Below are 4,624 nucleotides of genomic sequence, written 5' to 3' on the forward strand. Positions count from 1 at the left end.
GGGGCGGGGAGGGGAAAGATCCGCCGGACACCCCCGTAAGCGCTCCGCCGCCTGAGGCGCCGTCGATCGTCTGCGGCGCCGTCGTGGCTGGTCCCACGCGGCGGAGCCGCATATCGACACAGCCGCGGCGGAGCCGCACATCGACGCAGCCCCGCGCCCCTGCGGGGCGCCTCCGAGCCGGAGCCGAGACGAGGCCCTTGCCGCCCGGCGGGGGCCTTTCCGTTGCCCGGAGCGGTCCGGGCCCGGTGCGCTTGACTTTGACATCGATGTGAGGCTTTAGCGTCCCCGTCATCAGCCGTGAGACGTAAGGACACACCTGATGACCAGCACCTCACCCCTGGCCCGCATCGTCCGGGGCGCCGGCCCCGGCCTGCTGCTCGCCCACGGCGCGACCGGCTCCATCGACGGGAACTACGGCCCGATCCTGGACGGCCTCGCCGAGCGCCACCGCGTGGTCGGCCCCGACTACCCCGGCTCCGGCCGCACCCCGCGCGCGAGCGGGCCGCTGGACCTCGACACCCTGGCCGACCAACTGGTGGCCACCGCCGTCGAGGAGGGCCTGGACACCTTCGCCATCGCCGGATACTCCCTCGGCGGGCCGGTCGCCCTGCGCGCCGCCACCCGCCACCCCGAGCGGGTCACCGCGCTGGTCCTGACCGCGACCTTCGCCCACCCCAGCGCCCGGATGCGGCTCCTGGTGGACGACTGGCTGCGCCATCTCCGCTCGGGCGACCAGGAGGCGACCGCCCGCTGGACCGCGCTCATCGGCGCGGGCGCGCCCTATCTGGACCGGATGACGCCCGAGGAGCTCGCCACGGTGATCGAGGGCGCCCGCGCCTCGGTGCCGCCCGGCGCGATCGACCAGGTCGAACTGGTCGGCCGGATCGATGTCCGTGAGGACCTGGGCCGGATCCGGGTGCCCACCCTGGTGATCTCCACGACGCGGGACGCGATGGCCACGCCGTACCACCACCGCCAGGTGGCGGACGCGATCCCGGGGGCGCGCCTCGCCGAGCTGGAGTCCGGCCATCTGCCGTTCGCGGAGGCGCCCGATGCGTGGCTGGGCCTGATCAGGACGTTCCTGGACGCCCAGGCGCAGTCATAGGGCGCCGCGCGTAACGCCGCCCAAGAGGCTCAGACGTGCCAAGAGCCTCAGATGTGCCAAGAGCCTCAGACGTGCTCCCGCCAGCGGTTGGTGATGGGCAGTCGGCGGTCCTTGCCGAAGCCCTTCGCGGAGATCTTCGTGCCCGGCGGGTACTGCCGGCGCTTGTACTCGGCGGTGTCCACCATCCGCAGGATCCGGGTCACCAGCGCGTCGTCGTATCCCGCCGCCACGACCTCGGTACGCCCCTGGTCACGGTCGACATACAGCTCCAGGATGCGGTCGAGGACGTCGTAGTCGGGGAGCGAGTCGGTGTCGACCTGGCCGGGGCGCAGCTCGGCGCTCGGCGGCTTGGTGATCGAGTTCTCGGGGATGGGCGGGGTCTGGCCCCGCTCTTCCGCCGCGCGGTTACGCCATTTCGACAGGCGGAAGACGGAGGTCTTGTAGACGTCCTTGATCGGGCCGTACGCGCCGACCGAGTCCCCGTAGAGCGTGGAGTAGCCGCAGGCCAGCTCGGACTTGTTGCCCGGGGCGAGGACGATGTGGCCCTCCTGGTTGGAGATCGCCATCAGCATCGTGCCGCGCAGCCGCGACTGGAGGTTCTCCTCGGCCAGCCCGGTGAGCCCCAGGGCGCCCATATAGGCGTCGAACATCGGGGCGATCGAGACCGTGCGGAAGTTCAGTCCGGTGCGCCGCGCCAGCTCGGCGGCGTCGTCGATCGAGTGCGCGGAGGAGTAGCGCGAGGGCATCGCGACGCCGTACACGTTCTGCGCGCCGACCGCGTCACAGGCGATGGCGGCGACGAGGGAGGAGTCGATCCCGCCGGAGAGCCCGATCAGCACACTGCGGAAACCGTTCTTCGCCACATAGGCCCGCAGCCCCACGACCAGCGCCGTGTAGATCTCCTCGTCGTCCCCGAGCCGCTCGGCCTCGCCGCCCGCGAGCTCCGGCTCGTAGCGGGGCAGCGGGTCGGCGGAGAGGGTGACGTGGTCGATGCGGAGCCCGTCGTCCACGACCCCCTCGGGGACCGAGCCCGGGTCGGCGGCGGGCAGATCGAGGTCGAGCAGCACGCAGCCCTCGGCGAACTGCGGGGCCCGCGCGATGACTTCGCCGTCCCGGTCCACCACGATCGAGTCGCCGTCGAAGACCAGCTCGTCCTGGCCGCCGATCATGGCCAGGTACGCGGTGGTGCAGCCCGCCTCCTGGGCCCGCTTGCGCACCAGCTCCAGCCGGGTGTCGTCCTTCTCCCGCTCGTACGGCGAGGCGTTGATCGACAGCAGCAGCCCGGCCCCCGCCGAGCAGCTGGCCGGCACCCGGCCGCCGTCCTGCCACAGGTCCTCGCAGATGGCGAGCGCCACGTCGATGCCGTGGACGCGGACCATGGGCAGGGTGTCGCCGGGCACGAAGTAGCGGAACTCGTCGAAGACGCCGTAGTTCGGCAGATGGTGCTTGGCGAAGGTCAGGACGACCGCGCCCCGGTGCAGCACGGCGCCCGCGTTCTGCGGCGACCCGGCCGGCTGGCCGTAGCGCCGGGCGCGCTCGCTGCGGTCGAGATAGCCGACGACCACCGGCACCTCGCCCAGCCCCTCGGCGTTCAGCCGCTCGGCGAGCGAGTGCAGCGCGGCGCGCGACGCCTCGACGAAGGACGAGCGCAGCGCCAGGTCCTCGACGGGGTAGCCGGTCAGCACCATCTCGGGGAACGCCACCAGATGGGCGCCCTGCTCGGCGGAGTGCCGGGTCCAGTGGAGTATCGATTCGGTGTTGCCGTCGAGGTCGCCGACGGTCGAGTCGATCTGGTTCAGAGCGAGGCGAAGTTGAGGCACGCGCCCAGTGTAATCGTCTGTCTGACGCGATAGCCGGGGGTGTCTCCCTTCTCACGCCTGGCTTCTCACGCCGGGCGAACCGTGCCCTGCCCGGCCCCTTCGCCTCCGGGGACCGGGCCTTGCCCGCCGCGAGCGGCTACTTCTGGTAACCGAGGATGGTCATCATCCCGGACTCCGAGTGGTAGACGTTGTGGCAGTGGACCATCCACAGCCCCGGATTGTCGGCGTCGAGGTCCACGTTCACCTTGTGGTGCGGCAGCAGGACCGTGGTGTCCTTACGGGGGCCGCCGTCCGGCAGCGCGAAGGTGTGGCCGTGCAGATGGATCGGATGCCACATGTCGGTGCCGTTGATGAACGAGATCCGCACCCGCTCACCCTCCCGCACCGGGTAGCGCTGCGAGGGGTCGTACGGCCGGCCGTTGATCGCCCAGTCCCAGCGCCGCATCGAGCCGGTGAGCCGCATCCGGATGATGCGGTCGGGCTCCTTGGGCGTCAGCCGGACGTCCTCCGCCGCCTTCAGCCGGTCCGCGGTGAGCAGCTCGCCGTCCAGCTCCTTGGGGCGCGGGAACTTCACCGGGTTCTTGCCACGGGTGCGCAGCACCGCCATCGCGGACCGCCCCTTGCCCTCGGCGATCACGGCGAGCGGGAAGACCCCGTCCTTGACGGTGACCAGCACGTCGTAGCGCTCGCCCATGCCCAGCAGCAGCGCGTCCGTCTTGGCCGGTACGACGGGGTAGCCGTCGGTGTGGGTGACGGTCATCCGGTGGCCGCCGAGGGCGACGCGGAAGGCGGTGTCGCCGCCCGCGTTGATGATGCGGATGCGCACCCGGTCGCCACGCTTGGCGCGGAAGACCTGCGGGGACTCGGGGCTGCGCCCGTTGACCAGGTAGTGGGGGTAGGCGACATCGCCCGCGTGGCCGCCCAGCAGCCGGCTCTCCATGGGCGCGGCCTTCTTCCGCGCCGCGGACCGGGGCCGGTCGCGCTTGGCGCCGCCCGCGGCGGTGCCTTTGGCCGTGGGCGTGGCTGTCGCCGTGGCTTTGGCCTTGGCCGTCGCCGTGGGCTTGGCGCCGCGCTTGCCGTCGTCGTCCGTCGAGCCGTGGTCCGTCGAGCCGTCCGTCGAGCCGTCATCCGTCGAGCCGTCGTCCATCGCATGGCCGACCGCGCCGCCCTTGCCCGCGTTGAGCCGCTCGAACTCCTCGTCCGGGGTGCGGCCGCCCACCCCGTCGAGCCAGTCGTCCAGGACGACGACCCACTCCTTGTCGTACGTCAGCGACTCCTTCGGATCCTCCACGATCAGCGGTGCGTACAGCCCTCGGTCCAGCTGGACGCCCGAGTGCGGATGGATCCAGTACGTGCCCGGGTAGAACGCGGTGAAGCGGTAGTCGAAGGCGGCGCCGGTCTTGATCGCCCGCTGGGTCACCCCGGGGACGCCGTCCATGTCGTTGCGCAGCCGGATGCCGTGCCAGTGCAGCGTGGTGGGCTGCGGCAGGTTGTTGGCGAGGGTGAGCGCGATCGTGTCGCCCGCGGTCACCCGGATCTCCCGGCCCGGCACCTGGTCCTCGTACGCCCAGGACGTCACCTTGCGGGCGCCGATGTCCAGGGTGGTCGCGGTGGCGGTGAGCCGGAAGGTGCGCACCGGGCCGGGGCCCCGCCGCCGCTCGGTCGCGGCGACCTCCGGGCCATGGGGGGAGACGTACTG

3 protein-coding genes are annotated in these 4,624 nt (G+C 72.0%); 1 reads left to right on the forward strand and 2 read right to left on the reverse strand.

From position 1 onward, the window contains the following. Positions 1-319 precede the first annotated feature (319 nt). The gene (locus GWI24_RS40745) at positions 320-1,105 is read left to right on the forward strand and encodes an alpha/beta fold hydrolase (RefSeq protein WP_210951060.1); all 786 of its coding nucleotides are present in this window, start codon (positions 320-322) and stop codon (positions 1,103-1,105) included. Between the two features lie 65 nt (positions 1,106-1,170). On the opposite strand, the gene GWI24_RS40750 is transcribed toward GWI24_RS40745, so the two are convergent. Then, positions 1,171-2,925, reverse strand: a complete 1,755-nt coding sequence (locus tag GWI24_RS40750; protein WP_210951061.1) for an NAD+ synthase — start codon at positions 2,923-2,925, stop codon at positions 1,171-1,173. 136 nt (positions 2,926-3,061) lie between these two features. Continuing rightward, positions 3,062-4,624: multicopper oxidase family protein (locus GWI24_RS40755; RefSeq protein WP_210951062.1), on the reverse strand; the 1,563-nt coding region annotated here is incomplete at its 5' end.

The sequence above is a fragment of the Streptomyces sp. MK37H genome, assembly GCF_018035285.1.
In the GTDB taxonomy this organism is placed as follows: Bacteria; Actinomycetota; Actinomycetes; order Streptomycetales; family Streptomycetaceae; genus Streptomyces; species Streptomyces endocoffeicus.

Bases quoted from the DNA above. Each gene is read 5' to 3' on its own strand.
- GWI24_RS40745 (WP_210951060.1), top strand. From the start codon at position 320: ATGACCAGCACCTCACCCCTGGCCCGCATCGTCCGGGGCGCCGGCCCC.